The sequence below is a fragment of the [Clostridium] scindens genome (assembly GCF_019597925.1).
In the GTDB taxonomy this organism is placed as follows: Bacteria; Bacillota; Clostridia; order Lachnospirales; family Lachnospiraceae; genus Clostridium_AP.
The window spans coordinates 1,827,481-1,851,667 of sequence record NZ_CP080442.1; the positions used below are offsets into that span (position 1 = coordinate 1,827,481).

The window sequence follows — 24,187 nt, forward strand, 5'->3', positions numbered from 1 at the left end:
AGATTTTTTAACAGAGGAAGGAAAATGAGTATGAACCTGAATATTGGAGTGATAAAAGGGGATGGAATCGGGCCGGAGATTGTGACGGAAGCAATGAAGGTTCTGGATAAAGCGGCAGAGAAATACGGGCACGCCTGCAAGTATACCCAGCTTTTGCTGGGCGGAGCCTCCATAGATGTACATGGGATTCCGCTGACCGACGAGACGGTGGAGCAGGCAAAAGCATGCGACGCGGTGCTGATGGGCTCCATCGGGGGAGATGCAAAGACCTCGCCCTGGTATCAACTGGAACCGTCCAAAAGGCCGGAGGCCGGACTTTTAAAGATTCGTAAGGAGTTAAATCTTTTCGCCAACTTAAGGCCAGCCATCCTGTATGATGAATTGAAGGGCGCATGCCCGCTTAAGGAAGAGATTACCGAGGGCGGATTTGACCTGATGATTATGCGGGAACTGACCGGAGGACTGTATTTCGGAGAGCGCAGGACAGAAGAGATCGACGGCGTCCTGACTGCCTGTGATTCCCTTACATATAATGAGAATGAGATTCGCCGGATCGCAAAGCGGGCGTTCGATATTGCCATGAAGCGCGGCAGGAAGGTGACAAGCGTAGATAAGGCAAACGTGCTGGATTCCTCCAGGCTCTGGAGAAAGATCGTGGAAGAAGTGGCTAAGGATTATCCGGAGGTTGCGCTGGAGCATATGCTGGTGGATAATTGCGCAATGCAGCTGGTGAAGGATCCGAAGCAGTTTGACGTGGTACTGACGGAGAATATGTTCGGCGATATCCTGTCGGATGAAGCCAGCATGGTTACCGGATCCATCGGGATGCTGGCAAGCGCGAGCCTCAATGAGACCAAGTTCGGACTCTATGAGCCAAGCGGCGGATCGGCTCCGGACATTGCCGGCAAGGGTATTGCCAATCCCATCGCCACCATACTGTCTGCGGCAATGATGCTGCGGTTCAGTTTCGATCTGGATCAGGAAGCGGATGCGATCGAGGCGGCAGTCGCCCAAGTCTTAAAAGAAGGCTACCGCACCATCGACATCATGTCAGAGGGCAAGACCCAGGTAGGCACCGAGGAAATGGGAAGCCTGATCGCGGAGCGTATCTAGCGGGCACAAGACAATAGGAAGCAAGGATAGCATAAGATATAGACAGATAGAGAAAGATTCAGGAGGTAGTAGGATGAGAAGCGATACAGTTACAAAGGGAAAGCAGCAGGCGCCCCACCGTTCATTGTTGAACGCCCTGGGCCTGACGCCGGAGGAGATGGAGCGGCCGCTGGTTGGAATTGTCAGTTCTTATAATGAGATCGTGCCAGGGCATATGAACCTGGATAAGATTGTAAATGCAGTGAAGCAGGGGGTTGCCATGGCAGGCGGAACGCCGATCGTATTTCCGGCCATCGCCGTATGCGACGGGATCGCCATGGGACATATCGGCATGAAATATTCTCTGGTAACCAGAGACCTGATTGCGGATTCCACGGAAGCCATGGCTCTGGCGCACCAGTTTGACGCCCTGGTCATGGTACCCAACTGTGACAAGAATGTGCCGGGACTTTTGATGGCGGCAGCCAGAATCAATGTACCTACCATATTCGTAAGCGGCGGCCCTATGCTGGCAGGCCATGTCAAGGGAAAGAAGACCAGCCTTTCTAGCATGTTTGAGGCAGTTGGAGCCAACGCGGCGGGCCTGATCACGGACGAAGATCTTCAGGAATTCGAGAATAAGACCTGTCCGACCTGCGGATCCTGTTCCGGCATGTACACGGCCAACAGCATGAACTGCCTGACGGAAGTGCTTGGCATGGGACTTGGCGGCAACGGAACCATTCCGGCAGTCTACTCTGCAAGGATCCGTCTCGCGAAGCAGGCAGGCATGAAGGTCATGGAACTGTGGGAGAAGAATATCCGTCCAAGAGACATTATGACAGAGGATGCCATCCTCAACGCCCTGACGGTAGATATGGCTCTTGGCTGCTCTACCAACAGCATGCTGCACCTTCCGGCGATCGCCCATGAGATCGGCATGGATTTTGAGATTGACTTTGCGAATGGAATCAGCGAAAAGACCCCGAACCTCTGCCACCTGGCACCGGCAGGGCCTACCTACATAGAAGACTTGGATGAAGCCGGCGGCGTATATGCGGTGATGGCGGAACTGAACAAGAAAGGACTGCTCCATACAGACTGCCTGACGGTTACTGGCAAGACGGTTGGAGAGAACATCAAAGATGCGGTGAATAAGGATCCGCAGGTGATCCGTCCCATTGACGATCCATACAGCCAGACGGGAGGCCTTGCAGTTCTCAAAGGCAACCTGGCGCCGGACGGCAGCGTGGTAAAACGCTCCGCGGTCGTAGAAGAGATGCTGGTGCATGTTGGCCCGGCAAGAGTATTTGACTGCGAGGAGGATGCGATCGACGCGATCAAAGGCGGCAAGATCGTGGCGGGAGACGTGGTAGTTATCCGCTATGTGGGACCGAAAGGCGGTCCGGGCATGCCGGAGATGCTCAATCCTACTTCTGCCATTGCAGGCATGGGACTTGGGTCCAGCGTGGCGCTGATCACGGACGGACGCTTCAGCGGAGCCTCCAGAGGCGCCTCCATCGGCCACGTATCGCCGGAAGCGGCAGTGGGAGGACCGATCGGACTGGTGGAAGAAGGAGATATGATTAAGATTGACATCCCGAACCTGAAGCTGGAACTGGATATATCCGACGAAGAGATGGCGAAGAGAAAGCAGGCATGGCAGCCAAGAGAGCCGAAGGTAACCACAGGATATCTGGCAAGATACGCATCCATGGTAACTTCAGGAAACAGAGGAGCCATCCTGGAAATACCGAAGAATTAAGATAGAATAGGAGAACAAAAGGTATGCAATTAACAGGATCAGAGATAGTAATCGAATGTTTGAAAGAGCAGGGCGTGGATACCGTGTTTGGCTATCCAGGCGGGGCTATTTTAAACGTATACGATGAATTATATAAACATAGCGATGAGATCACCCATATCCTGACCTCCCATGAGCAGGGAGCCGCCCATGCCGCTGACGGATATGCCAGGGCAACGGGAAAGGTAGGCGTCTGCTTCGCAACCAGCGGCCCGGGAGCGACGAATCTGGTTACGGGAATCGCGACGGCTTACATGGATTCCATTCCGATCGTAGCGATCACCTGTAATGTAGGCGTGTCACTTCTTGGAAAAGACAGTTTCCAGGAGATTGATATCGCAGGTATCACGATGCCGATCACGAAGCACAACTTTATCGTCAAGGATGTAAAAGATCTGGCGGAGACCATAAGAAAGGCATTCGTAATCGCGAAGAAGGACCGCCCCGGCCCGGTACTGATCGATATTCCTAAGGATGTGACGGCGAATAAGGCAGAATATAAGAAAGAGGCGATCAAGCCTGTCGAGCCTTCCAAAGACATCTGCGAAGACGACATCCAGACGGCATTAAAAATCATAACAAAAGCAAAGAAGCCATATATCTTTGTAGGAGGAGGCGCGGTACTCTCAGGCGCCAGCGAAGAACTCTATACATTTGCCAAGAAGGTGGATGCTCCGGTAACGGATTCCCTTATGGGTAAAGGCGCGTTTCCGGGCACCGATCCGTTATATACAGGCATGCTGGGAATGCACGGCACAAAGACGGCCAACTATGGCGTCAGCGAGTGCGACCTGCTGATCGTCATCGGAGCAAGATTCAGCGACCGCGTGACAGGGAACGCCAGAAAGTTTGCCAAGAACGCCAAGATCCTGCAGTTTGATATCGATGCTGCGGAGATGAACAAGAATGTACTGATCACCGACGGCGTAGTGGGCGATATCAAGACCGTGCTGGGTATCCTCAATGAGAGGATGGAGCAGCAAAATCATGCGGAATGGGTGGAGAAGATCATGGATTACAAGAAGAGATATCCATTATCCTATCATCCGGACGTACTGACCGGCCCATATGTGGTTGAGGAAATCTACAGACAGACCAAGGGGGATGCCGTCATCGTGACCGAAGTCGGCCAGCATCAGATGTGGGCAGCCCAGTTCTATAAATTTACAAAGCCAAGGACATTACTGACGTCCGGCGGCCTGGGAACCATGGGATACGGCCTGGGGGCCTCCATCGGTGCCAAGACGGGGCTGCCGGATCGGACAGTTGTCAATATAGCGGGTGACGGATGCTTCCGTATGAATATGAACGAGATCGCTACCGCCGTGCGCCACAATATTCCAATCATCCAGGTGGTCATCAATAATCATGTGCTTGGAATGGTGCGCCAGTGGCAGGATCTGTTCTACGGAAAGCGTTACTCGGCGACGGTTCTGAATGACGCCGTGGACTTCGTGAAACTTGCGGAGGCTATGGGGGCAGAAGGAATCCGTGCAACCACCCAGGAAGAATTCAAAGAAGCATTTGAAAAGGCCCTGACTCTTAACAGGCCGATTGTCATTGACTGCCAGGTAGACAGCGATGACAAGGTATGGCCTATGGTAGCCCCAGGCGCGCCGATCAATGAAGCATTCGATGAAAAGGACCTGGAAAAACAGAAATAACAGAACAAGGAAAATGGAGGAACAACAATGAGCAGAGTGTACAATTTTTCAGCAGGACCGGCAGTATTACCGGAGGAAGTATTAAAAGAGGCAGCAGAAGAAATGCTAGATTACAACGGGACCGGAATGTCCGTTATGGAAATGAGTCACCGCTCGCAGTCGTTCCAGGAAATTATTGATACAGCAGAGGCGGATATTCGGGAACTGATGGGCATACCTGACAACTATAAGGTATTATTCCTGCAGGGAGGGGAGTCCCAGCAGTTCGCTATGGTTCCTATGAACCTGATGAAGAACAAGGTGGCAGACTACATCGTTACCGGACAGTGGGCCAAGAAGGCAGCCGCCGAAGCAAAAAAATACGGAAAGGTCAATATCGTGGCATCCTCAGAGGATAAGACATTCTCCTATATCCCGGATTGCTCTGATCTTCCCATTTCAGAAGATGCGGACTATGTGTACATATGTGAGAATAATACCATCTATGGCACCAAATACAAGGAACTTCCGAATACCAAGGGAAAGACCCTGGTTGCCGATGTATCATCCTGCTTCCTGTCAGAGCCGATGGATGTGACGAGATACGGCCTGATATGCGGAGGCGTGCAGAAGAACATCGGTCCGGCCGGAACCGTGATCGTGATCATCCGGGAAGACCTGATTACCGAGGATGTACTCCCAGGGACGCCTACCATGCTCCAGTATAAGACCCATGCAGATGCCAAGTCTCTTTACAATACGCCGCCGGCATATGGAATCTACATCTGCGGCAAGGTATTCAAGTGGCTGAAAAGGCAGGGCGGCCTTGCGGCAATGAAAGAGCGCAATGAAGCGAAGGCGAAGATCCTGTATGACTATCTGGATCAGAGCAAGCTGTTTAAAGGCACTGTGGAGCCAAAGGACCGTTCGATCATGAACGTGCCTTTCGTTACGGGAAGCAGCGAGCTGGATGCGAAGTTTGTAAAGGAAGCCAAGGCGGCCGGATTCGAGAGCCTGAAAGGGCACCGCTCGGTGGGCGGCATGAGGGCTAGCATTTACAATGCGATGCCGATGGAAGGCGTAGAGGCACTGGTGGAATTTATGAAGAAGTTTGAAGAGGAGAATGCATAGTTATGTATAAATATTATTGCTTAAATCAAATATCTGAAGTGGGTATGGAACAGTTTACGGAAGATTATGCGCCGGCTGGAGATCCGGAGAATGCGGATGCCATCCTTGTAAGAAGCGCGAACATGCATGAGATGGAGTTCGGACCAGAAGTAAAGGCCATAGCAAGAGCAGGCGCGGGGGTGAACAATATCCCGCTTGATAAATGCGCAGAACAGGGCATTGTGGTATTCAATACGCCGGGGGCTAACGCCAACGGCGTGAAGGAACTGGTGATCGCGGGAATGCTGCTGGCTTCCAGAGACATCATTGGCGGCATCAACTGGGTGCAGGAAAACGAAGAAGACGGCAACATCGTAAAAGAGACGGAAAAAGCCAAGAAAGCATTCGCAGGCTGCGAATTGGAAGGAAAGAAGCTGGGAGTCATCGGACTTGGAGCTGTCGGCGTGCTGGTGGCCAATGCGGCCATGCATCTGGGAATGGATGTCTATGGCTATGATCCATACGTATCCGTTGATTCTGCATGGAGGCTGTCCAGGAATATTATCCATGCGAAGACGGTAGATGAACTGTATAAAGAGTGCGACTTCATTACCATCCATGTGCCGGCTACCACAAACACGATAGGCATGATCAATGCCGATGCCATAAGCCTGATGAAGAAAGGCGTGGTAGTCCTGAATTTCGCAAGAGACTTGCTGGTAGATGAAGAGGCCATGGTTGATGCGCTGGTGGCCGGACAGGTGAAGCATTATGTGACGGACTTCCCGACGCCTGTCATCGCAGGGGTAAAGGGAGCCATCGTGATCCCCCATCTGGGCGCATCCACGGAAGAGTCCGAGGATAACTGCGCCAGAATGGCGGCAAAGCAGATCCGCGCTTACCTGGAGCATGGCAATATCCAGAATTCCGTCAATTATCCCGACAGCGATATGGGATATCGGGGCGAGAATACCAGGATCGTCCTGCTGCATCACAATGTGCCGAACATGATCGGGCAGTTTACGAAGATTCTGGCGGATGACAATATGAATATTGCGGATATGAGCAACAAAAGCAAGGGCGGCTATGCCTACACGATGATAGACATCGACAGCCCGGTTCCTGAGAAAGTGGTAGATGATCTTAGGAAAGTCGGCGAAGTGCTGCGCGTGCGCGTAATCGAATAACCGGTTAAAAATATTTAATAATTATTAAGAATTGTTCATATAAGATTCATTGCGAAGTGTGTCGAATTACGTTATACTCAACTACATAGAATCCATAGATTGATGTTTGATGATGTGTAGGGGAGACATACAGATGACAAATGAAAGAATTAGCGAGCACAAAAAGCATATACATAAAAAAGCGAGAAGAGTGAGAGTCCCTTTGCGGATTTTTGCTCTTTTTGTAGTTTGCGCCCTTCCGTTCCTGCTTTTTCGGACTGCGGCGGCATCCCAGCAGGAGGCGGAGATATTCCTTGCGGTAAAGAGCGATTCCATATTGCAGGAGGAAGAACTTCCCAAGTTCGGGATCACGGTGGAGACCAAGGGGAATACGAAGGCCGTATTGGATGCAAGAACCGGATATAAGGTCAGCGACCTGGCAAAAGAATTAGAACAAGGGAAGCACTATACCATCGGCTGCGAGGCGGATGCGGCTGTGGAAGGAGACTATCCGGTTACTCTGAATCTGGAGGATGCGGTCAAAGGATTCCTGGAAAAGGACTGGATCGGGCTGGTCAGAATCGATACTGCCGATGGCGTCCTGACGGTCAAGAATAAGGTCGGAGAGTGGGACGGGGACAAGTTTAAGCGCTATGATGGAACCTATGTCACCAATGACTTCGTAGTCTCAAAAGGGAACACCTATTACTTTGACGGAGATGGAAAGAAGGCGTCCGGCTGGCAGGATATCGGCGGATCCAGATACTACTTTGACAAAGATGGAATTATGAAGACCGGATGGCTTGACAGCGACGATGGAAAGTATTATCTGGGTGCGGACGGCAAGGCTTCTATCGGCTGGCAGGATATTGACGGCGCTTCCTATTACTTTGGAACAGACGGAAAGATGGCGACGGGAGAGGTGTGGCTGGGGCTTACGCTGTGCGTATTTGATCAGAACGGCGTGCTAATCTCCAAGAAAGAGAGCACGATAGACCCGAACAAGCCGATGGTAGCCCTGACCTTTGACGACGGTCCTGGCCCGCGCACCGGCGAACTGGTGGAGGCGCTGGCGAGGTACAATGCCCATGCCACATTCTTTATGCTGGGAAAGAAGGTGCCTTCCTATCCAAGCGTGATCCAGAGGATGAAGGAAGTGGGCTGCGAATTAGGCAATCATTCCTACGACCATGCCGATCTGTCTAAACTGGATGCATCCGGCATACAGAATGAAGTAGGAGGGACCAATGGCAATCTCCAGAATATCGTAGGGCAGGGAGCCACCCTGATGCGTCCGCCTTACGGGGCAATCAGTTCTACGATGAAAGGATGCGTGGGAATGCCGATGATCCTGTGGAATATCGATACGCTGGACTGGAAGACCAGAAATGCGCAGGCCACGATCGATTCTGTCATGGGAAGCGTAAAAGACGGGGATATCATCCTGATGCACGATATCCATACGGAGAGCGTGGACGCAGCCCTTGCTCTGATACCGAAGCTGATAGATGAGGGTTACCAGCTGGTAACCGTCTCCGAGATGGCGAGAGCCAAAGGAGTCGAACTAAAGGACGGAGTTAGCTATACGGATTTCTAGTCTTTATGGGGCAGAAAAAGAATGTTAAAAAATACACAAAAAAGTATCAAAAAATTGGAAGAACTTTGTTAAAAAAATATCTTTACAAATAGAGTGCTAGGTGTTAATCTTTTAACGGAATGAGAAATACGAATTCAGTATAAAGGAAGTGAGTTTTGATGAAGGGTTTAATCATAGCACTCAAGGAATACTTTACCGAAGAAACCGCTTTAACCACATATATGGAGCAGCGCTAATTAAGAAAGTATTGAGAGGAACATAAAAGGATGTCTCATCGATTTAGACGAGACATCCTTTTTCTTTGTATATAAAAGATATGAGACTGCAAAGGTTGTTAAATTAATTACAAGGAATTGCGGTGCTTTTCCAATAATTTGTGAATCTTGTCTGTCGGATTGAGGACAGCGCCGATGGTGATATCGTGGTTGAATGAATCGATGATCAGCGCGATATATTTGCTCATATCCGCAATTACAAAGTAAGGCTTCTCATGTACGGCCGGCGGAAGATAAGTAAGGTTCGTGGTAATCACGCGGTCGATGTAGCCCTTTTCATAATATTCGTCAAACATATCAAATCCTTCTGTGAACAATCCAAAGGAAGTGCAGACGAATACCCGGTCCGCGCCTCTGTCCTTGATCTGTCTCGCCACATCCAGCATACTTTCCCCGGAGGAGATCATATCGTCCACGATAATGACATTCTTTCCCTTGATATCATCGCCCAGGAATTCATGGGCCACGATGGGGTTCTTGCCGTTGATCACGGTTGAGTAGTCACGGCGCTTATAAAACATTCCCATGTTGACGCCGAGAACGTTGGAGAAATAAACGGCACGATGCATTGCCCCTTCGTCCGGGCTGACTACCATCAGATGCTCCTTATCGACGATCAGTTCCGGCTCCGCCCGAAGAAGGGCTTTCATAAACTGGTAAGGAGGATTGAAGTTGTCAAAGCCGTGCAGCGGAATGGAATTCTGGACTCTCGGGTCATGTGCATCGAAGGTAAGGATGTTGGTGACGCCCATGTCGACCAGTTCCTGAAGCGCCAGGGCGCAGTCCAGGGATTCGCGCTTGGTGCGCTTGTGCTGGCGGCTCTCATACAAGAACGGCATGATGACATTGACCCGGTGAGCCTTGCCGTTTGCCGCTGAGATAACGCGCTTTAAGTCTTGATAGTGGTCGTCCGGGGACATATGGTTCAAGTGGCCATTTACGGTATAGGTCAGGCTGTAGTTGCAGACATCGACCATAATGAACAGATCTTTTCCACGGATCGACTCTCCGATAATTCCTTTGGCCTCCCCAGTTCCGAAACGGGGGCAGTGGCAGTCGATCAGGTAATTGTCCAGCTGATAGCTGGAAAAAAGCGGAGAATCCAAAGATTCTTTTAACGTATCCTGCCTGAATCTGACAATATAATCATTTACTTTCTGGCCCATCTCCTTGCATGAGTCAAGGGCCGCGATCTTTAGGGGCGCTACGGGAAGCGCCGTCTCCATTAACTTAATGTTTGGCATGATAATCTTCTGTATCTTTCGAATTTATAGTAATCACTATTAATATTTATATCACTTTTCCTATAAAAAGGTCAACTACAGATTGGACTATTTGGGAAAGGTAATGTATAATGGAGTATGGTCAACGAAGAAAGTAAGATAGAGGAGATATAAAATGAGTAAACCAGTAGTAGCAATTGTGGGAAGACCCAATGTTGGAAAATCGACCCTTTTTAATGTATTGGCAGGTGGTATGATATCCATCGTCAAGGATACGCCCGGAGTGACCAGGGACCGTATCTACGCGGATGTGAACTGGCTTGATAAGGACTTCACGCTGATTGATACAGGCGGGATCGAGCCGGAGAGCAAAGACATCATCCTGTCCCAGATGCGCGAGCAGGCACAGATTGCCATCGACACGGCAGACGTGATCATCTTCATTACTGACGTGCGCCAGGGACTGGTAGATTCGGATTCCAAGGTGGCGGACATGCTCAGGCGCTCCGGCAAGCCGGTAGTCCTGGTGGTTAATAAAGTAGATAATTTTGACAAGTTTATGCCGGATGTATATGAGTTCTATAATCTGGGAATCGGCGATCCGGTGCCCATATCCGCGGCGTCCCGCCTGGGGATCGGCGATATGCTGGATCAGGTGGCGGAGCATTTCCCGGATCATGCCGGGGAGGAAGAAGAGGATGAGCGTCCAAGGATAGCAATCGTAGGAAAGCCGAATGTAGGAAAATCCTCCATCATCAACAAACTCTTGGGAGAACAGCGCGTCATCGTATCGGATATCGCGGGGACGACCCGGGATGCGATCGACACAGATATCGTGCACAATGGGAAGGAATATGTATTCATAGACACCGCCGGCCTTCGCAGGAAGAACAAGATTAAGGAAGAACTGGAGCGCTACAGCATTATCCGTACGGTAACGGCGGTAGAGCGGGCAGACGTGGTGCTGATCGTGATCGACGCCACCGAAGGCGTGACAGAGCAGGATGCAAAGATTGCGGGAATTGCCCATGAGCGGGGCAAGGGCATCATCATCGTGGTAAATAAATGGGATGCTATAGAAAAGAATGACAAGACGATGCGGGAGTATGACAGCGAAGTCCGCCGCGTGCTGTCATTCATGCCTTATGCGGAGATCATGTATGTATCTGCCGAGACAGGGCAGCGTTTGAACAAATTATATGACAAGATAGACATGGTAATTGAAAACCAGACGCTTCGGGTAGCTACCGGCGTGCTCAACGAGATCATGGCCGAGGCCGTGGCAATGCAGCAGCCGCCGTCAGACAAAGGGAAAAGGCTGAAGCTGTATTACATTACCCAGGTGGCTGTGAAGCCTCCGACATTCGTCATATTCGTGAATGACAAGGAATTGATGCATTTCTCCTATACCAGGTATTTGGAGAATAAGATTCGCGAGGCATTTGGATTCAGAGGAACTTCATTGAAGTTCTTTGTACGGGAAAGAAAGGATAAGGATCGCTAGTTATGGAACGTTTCATATGTGTGATTATAGGATACGCATTTGGATTATTGCAGACCGGATATCTGTACGGCAAGCTTCATCACGTAGACATCAGAAAGCAGGGGAGCGGCAACGCGGGATCTACCAACGCCCTTCGCACCATGGGCTGGAAGGCCGGCCTTGTAACGCTTTTGGGCGACTGCTTTAAGTGCGTGTTTGCGGTGGTCGTGGTGCACCTGCTCTATGGGAAGAGCCAGGCGGACATGATACCGCTTCTTGCCATGTATGCGGGCATGGGAGCTGTGCTGGGGCACAATTACCCCTTCTACCTCAAATTCAAAGGGGGCAAGGGAATTGCGGCTACAGGAGGACTGATTCTGAGCACCACCAATGTGTGGATGGTACTGATCTGCCTGGTGGCGTTCGTGGGAGTCGTGGGGATCACCAGGTATGTGTCGCTTGGTTCGCTTCTGGTGGTCATCATCTATCTTGTGGAAGTGGTGATCTACGGACAGATGGGAGGATTCCATGTGGCGCAGAATTATCTCTACGAGATGTATGGGATCGCGGCATTTTTGATGCTGTCTGCCTTCTTTAAGCACAGGGAGAACATTAAGAGACTATTAACCGGCACGGAGAATAAGCTAAGTGTCGGCAAGAAATAGCACAAAGTATGAAAGGAACGTGAACATTATGGCAAATGTAGGTATTATGGGAGCAGGCAGCTGGGGTACCGCGCTGGCGCTTCTGCTCCACAAGAACGGGCACAATGTGACGGTATGGTCTATCAATGAGGACGAAGTGAAGATGCTTTCCACAAAACGGGAGCATGAGTCCAAACTGCCTGGCGTAAAGATTCCGGATGATATGGAGTTTACATCGCAGATGGAATCCGCCATCAAGGGGAAAGACTTTATCGTTCTGGCGGTGCCGTCTCCATTTACGCGCAGCACGGCGCGCAATATGAAGCATTATGTAGCAGAAGGGCAGATCATCGTGGATGTGGCAAAAGGAATTGAGGAGAGCACTCTGATGACCCTGTCCCAGCAGATTGAAGAGGAGATCCCGCAGGCGAACGTGGCTGTATTATCGGGCCCAAGCCATGCGGAAGAGGTAGGCAGAGGGCTGCCGACCATCGTCGTGATTGGCGCAAAGACAAAAGAGACGGCGGAGTATCTGCAGGATATGTTCATGAACGAGGTGTTCCGCGTGTACACCAGTCCGGATATGCTGGGGATGGAACTGGGCGGATCGTTTAAGAATGTCATTGCCCTTGCTGCAGGGATTGCAGACGGCCTTGGCTATGGAGATAATACGAAGGCGGCGCTTATTACCAGAGGCATTGCGGAGATCGCAAGGCTGGGCGTCAAGATGGGCGGGGCCATTGAGAGTTTTACCGGCCTGACTGGAATTGGCGACCTGATCGTAACCTGCGCCAGCGTGCATAGCCGTAACCGTAAGGCAGGCTATCTGATTGGACAAGGAATGTCTATGCAAGAAGCCATGGACGAGGTCAAAATGGTGGTAGAAGGGGTATATTCTACCAAAGCGGCAGTCAAGTTAGGGAAGGAATATGGAGTTTCCCTGCCAATCATCGACAAGGTCAATGAAGTCCTCTTCGAAGGAAAGGATCCGAGAGAAGCGGTCAATGAACTGATGCTAAGAGACAGCAAGGCCGAGCATACGGCGCTGCCATGGAAAGAATAGGATAAGGCATAATAAAATAAGGCACCCGGTACAGATTCGATGTACCGGGTGCTTTTGCGTGTAAAAAAATATTCCAATAGGGATTATAAATCCGCATGTTCTATCACATATTTCCTGAATTCATTTATGACTGGCGCCTGGTAGACATTCTTGAGAGTGGCCATGTAGAAGACCCTCTCCCAGGTAGGCTTTTCAATCTGTATAATCTTCACCGGCATATAGTTAAGCACCGGCATATTGGGAACCACGGCGATGCCAAATCCTGCCCCCGCAAGCCCGGCCACGGCTTGATCTTCTTCCACCGAATATACATATTCCGGCCGGCCGCCGCATTTGTCGAACAGCTTGTCTATCACAGGCCGCAGGCCGCTGCGCTTTGAGAAGGCAATCTGAGGATATTCAAGAGTTTCCTTAAGATCTATGCGATCCCTGGACTCAAGCGGGTGTCCATTCGGTACGACTAAGACCAGTTCCTGGCGGGCGATCGGCACGAACTCAATAAGCGGCTCATGATCCAGCATGGAACAGAAGGCAACGTCGTATTTCCGGTCTTTCAGGCCCTGGATCATGTCGGTAGACATACCCGTGGAGCCATGGAAATGGAAGTCGATATTCTTGTCCGGCTTGGAATCCAGGAATCCTTTTACGAAGCCGGGGACGATGATGCTGCTGAGCACTCTGAGCTGGACGATGTCAATACGTCCTTCGCCGCTTCCGGTCATCTGCAGCTTGTTGACGCTGGAATCCAGCATATCAAGCGCATGTTCCACATCAGTCAGGAAAGCCTGGCCGCATTTGGTCAGGACAACGTTGCGTCCTTCTTTTTCAAAGAGCATTACGCCCAGTTCCTTTTCCAGGGATGCGATGGCATGACTAAGGCTTGGCTGGGTAATCGCTAATATTTCCGCGGCCTTGGTATAATGCTCCAGATGTGCCAGCGTCACAAAGTATCTAAGGTGGTAAAGATTCATTATGATTTCTCCCTTGTTTTCCGATTTTGACTATATTCTAACATGAACTATAAACAAAATCTATGGATTCGGTCAATATTAACAATTTGTTTTTAATTTAACGATGGAATATAATCAAAGCATAGTAAAAATCACAAGATTGAACCAGCAAAATAGAAGAATCATGTTCAATTTTAACAATGGAAGGAGAAACGTATTATGTCAAGAAAAAATCCAATTACAGTAAGTTCATGGACATTGGGAGACCAGTGCAAATTTGAGGAACGGGTCATCGCAGCGAAAGAGGCTGGGTATGAGGGAATCGGCCTGAGGGCAGAGACCTATGTGGACGCATTGAATGAAGGACTTCACGATGAAGACATCTTAGCAATCCTGGATAAGCACGGAATCAAGGTTACCGAGGTAGAGTACATCGTACAGTGGGCAGAGGAACACCGTTCCTACGAGCAGAAGTACAAAGAGCAGATGTGCTTCCATATGTGCGAACTCTTTGGAGTAGGCCATATCAACTGCGGGCTTATGGAAAACTATTCTGTGGAGTATACGGCTCAGAAGTTAAAGGAATTATGCCAGAGGGCAGGAAAGTACATTATCGGCGTTGAGCCAATGCCATACAGCGGAATCCCGGATCTCAAAAAAGGATTTGACGTAGTTCAGGCATCCGGATGCGACAATGCGATGCTGATCCTGGATACATGGCACTGGGTAAGAGCAGACCAGTCCTACGACATCCTGACAGAAGAGCAGGCTAAGAAAGTCATCTCCATCCAGATCAACGATGCTTACGAGAGGCCATACGCAAAGACGATCTTAAGAGACGAATCCATGCATGACCGTCTCGCACCGGGAACCGGAGCAAAGGATACGGCAGGATTCGTAAAGATGATCAAGGAAGCTGGAATCGATCCTAAGGTGGTAGGCGTTGAGGTCATCTCTGACGAGATCCTGTCAAGAGGCCTGAAAGAAGCTGCAGCGCATACTTATGACAATACCGTGAAAGTATTGAAGGAAGCATGGCCGGAGATTCTGGAAGCCTAAAACGATACAGAATACATAAGTGATAATTCTTGTGACAAGCAATAAATTGAGAGCGAGGAAATGATATGAAATTTGAAAATATGTTCAAGCCAATCCAGATTGGACCAATGACTGTAAAGAACCGTTTCGTAGTTCCGCCGATGGGCAATAACTTCGCAAATGCGGACGGATGCTGGAGCGACCAGTCTGTCGCATATTATGCGGAACGTGCGAAAGGCCAGTTTGGCCTGGTTACCATCGAGGCGACTGTTGTACATAAAGGAGCCAAGGGAGGCCCGAGAAAGCCTTGCCTGTACGATGACAGCAGCATCGCAAGCCTGAAGAAGATTACGGATGCCTGTCATGCAGAGGGCGCTAAAGTCTCTATCCAGCTGCAGAACGCAGGGCCGGAAGGAAATGCAAAGAATGCAGGCGCGCCAATCCAGGCGGCAACAGCCATCCCATCTACGGTAGGAAGAGACACGCCGGAAGAAGTGCCTACCGCTCAGGTATATGAACTGGTAGAAGGCTATGCAGAGGCAGCAAGACGCGCCATGGAAGGCGGCGCGGATGCCGTAGAGATTCATATGGCTCACGGCTATCTGGTAAGTTCCTTCATGTCTCCTAGAACCAACAAGCGCGTGGATGAGTTTGGCGGAAACTTCGAGAACAGGATGCGCTTCCCGCGCCTGATCGTAGAAGCAGTGAAGAAGGCGGTTGGAGACAAGGTAGCGATCATCGCCCGCATCAACAGCGCCGATGAAGTCCTGGGAGGACTGGATGTACATGACAGCGCGGCCATCGCGGCATATTTGGAAGAATGCGGCGTTCAGGCGCTTCACGTATCCCGCGCGGTACATATCAAAGACGAATATATGTGGGCGCCTACGACGATCCACGGAGGATTCTCAGCAGATCTGGTATCCGAGATCAAGAAGGCAGTCAGCATACCAGTGATCACGGTCGGAAGATTCACAGAGCCTCAGTATGCAGAACTTCTGGTTAAGGAAGGCCGTGCCGACCTGGTGGCATTCGGACGCCAGTCACTGGCAGATCCCCATATGCCGGAAAAGGCAATGGAAGAAAGGCTTGAGGATCTGACTCCATGTATCGCCTGCCTGCAGGGATGCGTGGCCAATATGTACAAAGGAGAGCCTATCTGCTGCCTGACCAACCCATTTCTGGGTCATGAGTCAGAAGGGTATCCGAAGGCAGAGAAGTCTAAGAAGGTCATGGTCATCGGCGGCGGCGTAGCCGGCATGTGCGCGGCATTCATCTGCGCGGAAAGAGGCCACGACGTAACCTTATATGAGAGTACGGATAAACTGGGCGGCAACATGCGTCTGGCTGCGTACCCTCCTGGAAAAGGCGATATCTCCAACATGATCCGAAGCTACATCGTAAGATGCCAGAAGGCAGGCGTTAAGATCGTGATGAATCAGGAGGCAGACCTGGATCTTGTAAAAGCAGAAAAACCGGATGCAGTCGTAGTATCCACCGGTTCCAAGACGCTGATCCTTCCAATCGAGGGAATCGACAATCCTGCAATCATCCACGGCTCCGACCTTCTGGATGGCAAGAGAGCGGCAGGAGAAAAGGTTCTGGTAGTCGGCGGCGGAATGGTGGGATGCGAGATCGCAGCCTTCTTAGGAGAGCAGCAGCATCAGGTATCCATCATTGAATTCCGCGACAAGATGGGCGCAGACATGATCACCGAGCACCGCAAATATGTGATGAAGGATTTCGATGAGTATAAAGTAGAGCAGATTGTAAATGCAAAAGTATGCCGTTTCTATGATGACGGCGTGGAATATGAGTCTCCGGACGGAGAACGGCATGAGGTAAGAGGATTCGACTCTGTCGTATTATCCATGGGATTCAGAAACTACAATCCATTTGCAGAACAGCTGGAAGAGTTAGGACAGGAAGTATATGTCGTGGGAGATGCCACAAGAGCGCGCCGGGCACTGGACGCTACTAAGGAAGCATACGCAGCGGCAATGCAGATATAAGGAGGAAAGATAAGACGATGGAAAAGAGAATATCCGGACACACAGGATTAATGGGACTATTCGGAACGCCGGTTGGACATTCAGGCTCTCCTGCAATGTACAACTTCAGCTTCCAGCACGACGGGCTGGACTATGCATATCTGGCATTTGACGTGACAGAAGAGCAGATGCCAAAGGTATTTGAAACCATCCGCCTGCTGAATATGCGCGGAGGAAACTTTACGATGCCTTGCAAGAACATTGCGGCAGAACTGGTAGACAAATTATCACCGGCAGCCGAGATCATCGGAGCCTGCAACGTATTCGTCAATGACAATGGCGTGATTACGGGCCATGTGACAGACGGCGTAGGATTCGTAAAAAATCTGGAAGTCAACGGGGTTGACGTAAAAGGTAAAAAGACGGTAGTATTAGGCGCAGGCGGGGCCGCAACGGCGATCCAGGTACAGCTGGCATTAGACGGCGCAAAAGAAGTAGCCATCTTCAATGTCAAGGACAAATTCTTTGACAGGGCCGAGGGCACCAAAGATAAGCTTGCCGAGAAATGCCCGGAGTGCGTCGTTACGGTGAATGACCTGGAAGACAAGGAAAAACTTGCCGAGGCAGTAAATAACTGCGATATCGTCATCAATGCGACGACGATGGGAATGAAGCCTCACGATGATATCTCTCTCATCGACAAGTCCTTATACCGCAAGGATCTGGTCGTGGCCGATACCGTATACAGCCCGGAGAAGACGAAGATGATCCTGGAGGCGGAAGAGGCAGGATGCAAGGCAATTGGCGGAAAAGGAATGCTCCAGCAGCAGGGAGCGGTGAACTACGAACTGTTCGTAGGCAAGAAGATGCCGCTTGAGGAATATAATAAATTCCAGGCTGAGCAGGCCAAATAGCAGAATTCAAAAGAGAATGATAGAGAAAAGGAGAATGAGAGGATGAGAGCAAAGAAGTATATTCTTTCTATGGCTATGGTATATATGGCATATTTCACCCATGGCATCCAGGCAATTATTCTGTCACAGAATAAAGTAAACTTCTTCACCCAATGGGGATATACAGACGAAGTGGCAGGAGCAGCAGCAGTATCTCTGGCCATCACAGCGACAGGTTTTGGAAAATTCCTGACGGTGTGGCTTGGCGGAGAAATATCTGATAAAATAGGACGTAAGAAGATGGCGGTTGCCGGAGGCATACTCTATATCGTGTGCTTTGCTGGCCTGCTGTTCTCAACAAACTTCACGGTAGCATGCGTATGCGCATTCCTGGCAGGCGTGGCGACTTCCGGATTCTGGGATGCATCCTTATATCCGGCGGTACAGGAAGCTGTTGAGCCAAGATTTGCCGGTTCTGCGTTAATCGGAATCAAGGCATTCGTATCCGTATCCGGCATTATCTATCCATTGATGGCCGTACATTTCTCCAACTCCGGGAACTGGCACATCAATGTATGGATTCCGCTTGTGATGTCCGTTGTATGCGTCGTACTGGCAGTCATTGCTCCATTTGCCTATGACGATGATATGAAAGAGACGGTAAAGACCGCGGATGGGGAGACGAAGAACGCAGCCCAGGCCGAGATCGACGCGGCAAAAGCCAGCATGCTGGTTAAGCCGAATGGATTGGTAAACTTTATTACTATGTTCTATGGATTCCTGTGCATGTTCATCATGTATGGCGCGCAGCAATATACCAAGGCCTTTGGAATGACAAACTGCGGACTGACGGAAATGCAGGCGGCAGGCATGACATCCATCTATACGGTTGGCTCGATCATTGCCGTCGTATTCTGGGCAATCATGATGGGCAAGCTGAAATGGAATCCGCTGAAGGTAGTTCTGATTGATTCCGTGTTTACGGCAGTTGCGCTGGCGATCGTGCTTCTTGTAAAGAATGTAGGAGTCATCTATGTGGCGATTGCCCTGCTTGGATTCTTTGCAGCCGGCGGAGCGCTTCAGACAGGACTTGGCGTACGCCAGCTGATGTGCCCGGGCCCGAAGGGAAGAAATACCGGAATCTACTATACATGGATGGGACTGGCAAGCTGCTTCCTTCCATACATCGTATCCGCAATGACCAAGTCTATCGGCGAGACGTCAGCCATCTACACGATGATGGGCCTGCTGCTTGCAGCATCCGTTATCGCGACGGTGATGATGTTCTATCTGGTGGGACAGCATAAGAAAATATTTGGAAAGAGCGCAATGTCGGAATAATCCGTGCGTCACTCTGCCTTTGGTTCCAAAGGCAGAGTTCCTTATTGACTTGATTTGTTAAAAAATAGACGAAAGAAGATTAAGGAGGGTACTCGATCATGAGTGCAAGAAGAGCGAGAAAATCAAATGAACTCCCTTATATTCCTCTTGGGCCTTTCCAATGGAGAATACCAGGCGTACATTACCGCGTGGAATATGTGGAGTTCTTTCAAGGACTGATCCTGGGAGCGACAGCCCTTAGTTCAATCCCATATTTGACGGACTATCTGGGGCTGCCCTATGAACTGGCATGGAGCTGCGTTATTCTGGAAGTGGCCTTATACATGCTTCACGGCTGGCTGGGAGATCCAGTGGTGCCTGGCTGGATCACGCCGACGCTGCCATTTACCTTAGCGTTCATCAGCGGGTTCGAAAAAGGGCCGCAGCGCATCCAGGCGATGATCGCCGTACAACTTCTGGTGGCATTCATATTCTTGTTTATGGGTGTCACGAAACTGGCAGACAAGTTTGTAAGAAGCGTCCCGACCTCGGTCAAGGGGGGAATCCTTCTCGCTGCGCCGATTACCGTTATTCAGGGACAGTTAGAAGAAGGCAGCCAGCTGCTGACGGCTCCCGTAGCGACGCTGGCAGGAACTCTGCTTCTGGCATTCTTAAGCTTCTCGCCCTTCTGCGAGAAGAAGAGAGGGAAATATAAGATTCTGGATGTGATGGCTAAGTATGGAAATCTGTTCCCATACCTGATCGCCATGCTTCTTGGCGTGGCTCTGGGAGAACTGGCAAAGCCCGTTCTGGAGATGGGGTCAGTCATTAGAATTCCAGATTTTTCGAATATGTTCCATACAGTCAGCATATTCGCGGTAGGGTTCCCGCCGCTGTCCATGTTTATTAAGGCATTGCCGCTTGCACTGATCTGCTATGTCCTGGCGTTCGGAGACTTTGTAACCAGCGAGACGCTGGTAAAAGAAGCGCAGGAGAGCAGGGATGATGAGTATATTGACTTTAATTCCAGCCGCTCCAACCTGATCAGCGGCCTCCGGAACCTGATCCTTGCCATATTCGCGCCATTTCCGCCGCTGTCCGGCCCATTGTGGGTTGGCATGACGGTTTCCGTCGCAATGCGTTACCGGGAAGGAAAGAAGGCCATGAAGTCCTTGATCGGAGGCATGAGTTCCTTCCGTATGGCTACCTTCTTAAGCGTGATCCTGGTGCCGATCGTATCCTTCATGAAGCCGATCATGGGCGTAGGATCCGCCATCACGCTGCTGTTCCAGGCTTATGTCTGCGCAAGGATCGGCATGGAATACTGCAAGTCCAACACAGACAAGAGTATTGCCGGGATCATGGCTGCGGTGCTGGCATTTAAAGGATCCGGCTGGGCGCTTCTGGTGGGATTTGCCCTTAACTTCATTCTGTCTAACATGGAATTCCAGAAGAAGAGCCTGGGCGTTCCTACGACGGAAGAACTGGAAGCCATTGATCGCAAGAGAGATGAGGAAATCCGCCGCATGGCCATCGAAAGAACGGCAGAAGCGTGGAAAGAGGAGTAAAGAACTCCTCTTATAACGCCTGATGCACGGTATGGAGAACCTGGTACAGTTCCTCTGCGCCAATCTGGCCGGGAGCGGATGCCTTAGAGCCGGAGCCAAAGGTCAGGCAGGAGCCGAATACCTCGCAGGAGATACGGCTGATGCTGCCAAGCCCTGACATGGACATGGTGATGATGGGCCTGTCAGCGTAGCAGGAAGCCATCTCTTCCGTGGCGGCAAGCAAGGTTAGGACATCCTTGCGGCTCTTTGGCATGACGGCAATCTTAGGAATGTCAGCCCCCATATCCTGCATCTTGCGCAGCCGAAAGACAATGTCTGATTTGGCCGGCGTTTTGTCAAAGTCATGGTTGGAGCCAATGACTTTGGCGCCACAGGCATGGATGGACGCGATCATATCCCGGACATCTTCGTCGCCTGTGAATATCTCCACATCGATAAGGTCTGCATGACCTGAGGCAGCCACTGCCTTATTGAGCGCAATGTATGTTTCCCTGGGCATGCCGTGGACTCCGCCTTCCTTCACTGTACGGAAGGTGGCAAGAAGCGGCATGTCCTTTAATAGACTTCTGAGATTCGATAGCACGTCCAGTACCTTGTCCGTATCTTCCACATCTTCGTACCAGTCCATGCGCCATTCCATCAGATCCATGTGCATATTCCTATATTGCCCGGCGAAAGACAATATCTCATCCCGGGTCTTTCCCACATTGGGAATGCAGATGGCGGGAATGCCCGCGCCTAATTCCAGATTTCTTACTTTTACCGTATTCATAGAGTCTCTCCTTTTCGTTGCTGTATCTATTGCTTGTGCTGCTGTTATTGTAATATCAATAGGAAGGGAAAGTCAAATTACAATTATTCAGAGAAATGATAGTCTGCGCCTATAAAAACTTAGTCTAAAACCGGAATATGCGGCATACATTGATATCAGCATAACAAGGGGGTATTAGAATGAATACGTTTCAGTTGTACAAAGATATACAAGCCAGAACAAATGGAGAGATATACATAGGAGTGGTGGGACCGGTAAGGACAGGGAAGTCCACATTTATCAAACGTTTCATGGATATGCTGGTACTCCCTCATATGGAGGATGAGAACGGCAAGGCGCGGACCAAGGATGAATTGCCGCAGTCTGCCTCCGGGCGCACCATCATGACCACAGAGCCCAAATTCGTGCCAAAAGAAGCGGCGCAGATCAAACTTTCGGATGATGTGACGGTCAATGTCCGTCTGATCGACTGTGTCGGCTATATGGTAGACGGCGCTTCCGGACACGTGGAAGGCAATGAAGAACGCATGGTGAAGACGCCCTGGTTCGACTATGAGATCCCATTTACAAAAGCGGCCACCATCGGAACGCGCAAGGTCATCCACGACCATGCCACCATAGGCATCGTGGTAACCACGGACGGCAGCATTACCGATATCCCGCGGGAGGGGTATAAGGAGGCGGAAGAAAAGACCATCCGGGAACTGCAGAACATCGGAAAGCCTTTCGTAGTGCTGGTGAATTCCAAGAAGCCTTTTAATGACGAGGCGAGAGGGGTGGCAGCGGAACTGGAAGCAAACTTTGGCGTCAAAGCCATGCCGGTAAACTGCGAACAGTTAAAAGAAGAGGATATCTACCAGATCATGGAAGCGGTGCTGTATGAATTCCCGGTATCGGAAGTGCAGTTCTTTATTCCCAAGTGGGTGGAGATGCTTCCAAGGGATCATAGAATCAAGCAGGATATGCTGGTACATATTAAAGAAGTTATGGATCGGTTCGGCGAGATCAAGGACGCAGCCGCGGGAATTCAGACGCCGGATAGTCCTTATATTGACGAGATGAAGGTAGACCAGATCGAAATGGATACCGGATGCGTGAGAGTTCGGATCAGCGTGGCTGACCGGTTCTACTACGAGATGCTCAGCGAACTGACGGGCACCCATATTGCGGGCCAGTATGAGCTGATTGCGGCCATGCGGGATCTGTCCCGGTTAAAGGAAGAGTATGAAGGCGTGCGGGATGCATTTACAGCGGTGCGCATGAAGGGCTACGGCGTAGTCAGCCCCAAGAAGGAAGAGATCGTGCTGGAAGAGCCTGCCATCATCAAGCAGGGGAATAAGTTTGGCGTAAAGATTCATTCCGAGGCTCCGTCCATTCATCTGATCCGCGCCAATATCGAGACGGAGATAGCGCCTATCGTGGGAAGCGAGCAGCAGGCAGAAGACCTGATCCGCTATATCAAGGATGCCAAGGAGAGCGAAGGAGGCATCTGGAGTACGAATATTTTTGGCAAATCCATCGAAGAACTGGTGATGGATGGCATGCAGAATAAAATGGCAATGATCAATGACGAGAGCCAGGAAAAACTGCAGGATACCATGCAGAAGATCGTCAATGACAGCAACGGCGGGCTGGTGTGCATCATCATCTAGGCTCGGATGCAGGTTCATTTGACTCTGGTCGTCAAGTTGTATATAGTATACTTATACAAAAAGTGTCCGGGAAGTTTGCAGGGCAGCAAGGCGAAGGAGGAATAGGAATGAAGAAGGTACTGGTGACGGGCGCAACCCAGGGGATGGGGCTTGAGACGCTGATACGACTGGCGGGGCAAGGATATGAGGTGCATTTTACCTACCGCAGGTCCGAAGAAAAGGCAAAAGAACTGATGGAACGGTATCCGGGGCAGGTCTACGGACACAAGTTGGATCAGGGTAAGGCAGAAGAGATCGAGAAGGCGGATTTCCTGACCGAGCATGAGTGGTATGGCGTAATCTTTAACGCCGCCTTAGGCTCCGGGACGGTCAAAGAGTATACGGAGGAAGGCGGTGTTCTGAACGCCCAGGAGGACCTGGCGCTTATGACCGTGAATGCGCTGGGTCCGCTATGGATCTATAAGAAGATACAAGGCATGCTGGAAAAGAAGACGGAGAAGACGAAGATCGTATTCCTGTCCTCGGTAAACGGAGGAATCAGCGCATTTCCGAAATTTACGCCCAGCGACGGCATGAGCAAGGCGGCCGTGGCTTTCCTTGCAAGGCAGGTGGCGGTGGAGAACACCCACACGCCCATCGACGTATTCTGTATCTGTCCAGGGTCGGTGGAGACGCCCATGTTCTATTCCAGCACCCTTCAGTGGATGTCCCCGGAGGAACGCAGGAAGTTCGATGAGTCGCAGGCAAAGAAGCGGCTTACCAGGCCAGAAGAGATCGCTTACTGGGTGTGCGAGCTGATGAAGGATGAATCCACCGTTCTGCATGGGGCGATGATCGATGCCACCATGGGGCTGGGAGTGAGGCCCGGGATTCTGACGGATGCGGGGAAGTAAAGGTAAAAAT

19 protein-coding genes are annotated in these 24,187 nt (G+C 50.6%); 16 read left to right on the top strand and 3 right to left on the bottom strand.

The annotated features are described in order from the left end of the window. Window positions 1-30: 30 nt before the first annotated feature. The 6 genes from leuB to K0036_RS08820 all read left to right on the top strand — a co-directional run bounded on the left by leuB (window position 31) and on the right by K0036_RS08820 (window position 8,412). Window positions 31-1,113 carry a 3-isopropylmalate dehydrogenase gene (leuB, locus tag K0036_RS08795; RefSeq protein WP_220431180.1) on the top strand — a complete coding sequence of 361 codons (1,083 nt, stop codon included), beginning with the start codon at window positions 31-33 and terminating at the stop codon, window positions 1,111-1,113. Between the two features lie 73 nt (window positions 1,114-1,186). Further along, on the top strand, window positions 1,187-2,857 hold the full coding sequence (gene ilvD, locus K0036_RS08800) for a dihydroxy-acid dehydratase (RefSeq protein WP_220431181.1): 1,671 nt from the start codon (window positions 1,187-1,189) through the stop codon (window positions 2,855-2,857). 23 nt (window positions 2,858-2,880) lie between these two features. Continuing rightward, a complete protein-coding gene (gene ilvB, locus K0036_RS08805) occupies window positions 2,881-4,560 on the top strand; it encodes a biosynthetic-type acetolactate synthase large subunit (protein ID WP_220431182.1) in 1,680 nt (559 codons plus the stop codon). Between the two features lie 27 nt (window positions 4,561-4,587). Next, window positions 4,588-5,670 carry a 3-phosphoserine/phosphohydroxythreonine transaminase gene (gene serC / locus K0036_RS08810; protein WP_220431183.1) on the top strand — a complete coding sequence of 361 codons (1,083 nt, stop codon included), beginning with the start codon at window positions 4,588-4,590 and terminating at the stop codon, window positions 5,668-5,670. Window positions 5,671-5,672: 2 nt separating this feature from the next. Then, window positions 5,673-6,836 carry a phosphoglycerate dehydrogenase gene (locus tag K0036_RS08815; RefSeq protein WP_173693259.1) on the top strand — a complete coding sequence of 388 codons (1,164 nt, stop codon included), beginning with the start codon at window positions 5,673-5,675 and terminating at the stop codon, window positions 6,834-6,836. A gap of 133 nt (window positions 6,837-6,969) precedes the next feature. Beyond that, the gene (locus K0036_RS08820) at window positions 6,970-8,412 is read left to right on the top strand and encodes a polysaccharide deacetylase family protein (protein ID WP_259283418.1); all 1,443 of its coding nucleotides are present in this window, start codon (window positions 6,970-6,972) and stop codon (window positions 8,410-8,412) included. Between the two features lie 343 nt (window positions 8,413-8,755). On the opposite strand, the gene K0036_RS08825 is transcribed toward K0036_RS08820, so the two are convergent. Beyond that, window positions 8,756-9,931 carry a ribose-phosphate pyrophosphokinase gene (locus K0036_RS08825; protein WP_220431185.1) on the bottom strand — a complete coding sequence of 392 codons (1,176 nt, stop codon included), beginning with the start codon at window positions 9,929-9,931 and terminating at the stop codon, window positions 8,756-8,758. 154 nt (window positions 9,932-10,085) lie between these two features. Here K0036_RS08825 and der point away from each other — a divergent pair, with 154 nt between their 5' ends. The 3 genes from der to K0036_RS08840 are packed head-to-tail and all read left to right on the top strand — an operon-like array spanning window position 10,086 to window position 13,100. Then, window positions 10,086-11,414, top strand: a complete 1,329-nt coding sequence (der, locus tag K0036_RS08830; RefSeq protein ID WP_173693262.1) for a ribosome biogenesis GTPase Der — start codon at window positions 10,086-10,088, stop codon at window positions 11,412-11,414. Window positions 11,415-11,416: 2 nt separating this feature from the next. Further along, entirely contained in the window at window positions 11,417-12,058 is a 642-nt protein-coding gene (gene plsY, locus K0036_RS08835) for a glycerol-3-phosphate 1-O-acyltransferase PlsY (RefSeq protein WP_220431186.1), read from the top strand. Between the two features lie 28 nt (window positions 12,059-12,086). Then, complete coding sequence (locus K0036_RS08840) at window positions 12,087-13,100, top strand: NAD(P)H-dependent glycerol-3-phosphate dehydrogenase (protein WP_220431187.1); 1,014 nt, start codon at window positions 12,087-12,089, stop codon at window positions 13,098-13,100. A gap of 83 nt (window positions 13,101-13,183) precedes the next feature. Here the strand turns inward: K0036_RS08840 and K0036_RS08845 are convergent, their stop codons facing one another. After that, on the bottom strand, window positions 13,184-14,071 hold the full coding sequence (locus K0036_RS08845) for a LysR family transcriptional regulator (protein WP_220431188.1): 888 nt from the start codon (window positions 14,069-14,071) through the stop codon (window positions 13,184-13,186). Window positions 14,072-14,269: 198 nt separating this feature from the next. On the opposite strand from K0036_RS08845, the gene K0036_RS08850 reads away from it, so the two are divergent. The 5 genes from K0036_RS08850 to K0036_RS08870 all read left to right on the top strand — a co-directional run bounded on the left by K0036_RS08850 (window position 14,270) and on the right by K0036_RS08870 (window position 20,860). Beyond that, window positions 14,270-15,109 (top strand): sugar phosphate isomerase/epimerase family protein, encoded by an 840-nt coding sequence (locus tag K0036_RS08850; RefSeq protein WP_173693266.1) that lies wholly within the window; start codon window positions 14,270-14,272, stop codon window positions 15,107-15,109. A gap of 65 nt (window positions 15,110-15,174) precedes the next feature. Next, window positions 15,175-17,100: an FAD-dependent oxidoreductase gene (locus tag K0036_RS08855; RefSeq protein WP_220431189.1), complete on the top strand. Its 1,926-nt coding sequence runs from the start codon at window positions 15,175-15,177 to the stop codon at window positions 17,098-17,100. 17 nt (window positions 17,101-17,117) lie between these two features. Further along, entirely contained in the window at window positions 17,118-17,993 is an 876-nt protein-coding gene (locus K0036_RS08860; RefSeq protein WP_173693268.1) for a shikimate dehydrogenase, read from the top strand. A 42-nt stretch (window positions 17,994-18,035) separates the two neighbouring features. After that, window positions 18,036-19,313: an MFS transporter gene (locus tag K0036_RS08865; RefSeq protein ID WP_173693269.1), complete on the top strand. Its 1,278-nt coding sequence runs from the start codon at window positions 18,036-18,038 to the stop codon at window positions 19,311-19,313. Between the two features lie 98 nt (window positions 19,314-19,411). After that, on the top strand, window positions 19,412-20,860 hold the full coding sequence (locus tag K0036_RS08870) for a hypothetical protein (RefSeq protein ID WP_220431190.1): 1,449 nt from the start codon (window positions 19,412-19,414) through the stop codon (window positions 20,858-20,860). A 10-nt stretch (window positions 20,861-20,870) separates the two neighbouring features. On the opposite strand, the gene aroD is transcribed toward K0036_RS08870, so the two are convergent. Further along, window positions 20,871-21,632, bottom strand: coding sequence for a type I 3-dehydroquinate dehydratase (gene aroD, locus K0036_RS08875; protein WP_173693271.1), 762 nt, complete (start codon window positions 21,630-21,632; stop codon window positions 20,871-20,873). A gap of 179 nt (window positions 21,633-21,811) precedes the next feature. Between aroD and spoIVA the strand changes: the two genes are divergently transcribed. Together spoIVA and K0036_RS08885 are read left to right on the top strand one after the other, a co-directional pair. Further along, entirely contained in the window at window positions 21,812-23,284 is a 1,473-nt protein-coding gene (spoIVA, locus tag K0036_RS08880) for a stage IV sporulation protein A (RefSeq protein WP_173693272.1), read from the top strand. A 107-nt stretch (window positions 23,285-23,391) separates the two neighbouring features. Then, window positions 23,392-24,177: an SDR family oxidoreductase gene (locus K0036_RS08885; RefSeq protein ID WP_220431191.1), complete on the top strand. Its 786-nt coding sequence runs from the start codon at window positions 23,392-23,394 to the stop codon at window positions 24,175-24,177. Window positions 24,178-24,187 lie beyond the last annotated feature (10 nt).